Source organism: Neisseria sp. P0009.S007, from assembly GCF_051962515.1.
In genome coordinates this window covers 1-267 of record NZ_JBQCVF010001121.1, presented here as the reverse complement: position 1 = coordinate 267, position 267 = coordinate 1, and the positions used below count along the sequence as shown (strand labels likewise).

General features: G+C 43.1%; 1 protein-coding gene. It reads right to left on the bottom strand.

Annotation, left to right across the window (positions count from 1 at the left end; genetic code table 11):
- The coding region (locus tag ACTHS3_RS17985) for a DUF6531 domain-containing protein (protein WP_440368781.1) at positions 1 to 267 on the bottom strand (267 nt) is incomplete at both ends.

Here is a 267-nt window from a genome sequence, read left to right as displayed (position 1 = left end):
AGCCACTACCCAGCCAACTTTCTTCCAAATCAGAAAAATAGCTGCGGCTCCATACAAACGGCACCAATCCATCAAAAGCAAAATCAGTTTCATCCGGTAAAACTTTTATGCCTGAAATAGGATTGACAGGACGACCAATTAATTCGGCAATCTTGCAAGGGATACAGGTTTTATCAGTTTTTGCAAAACCATTAAAGAAAAAGCTATCAGAACCGCCCACCGGCATTGCTGGCGCTTTGACGCGAACGATTTTAGGCGATGCAAGAA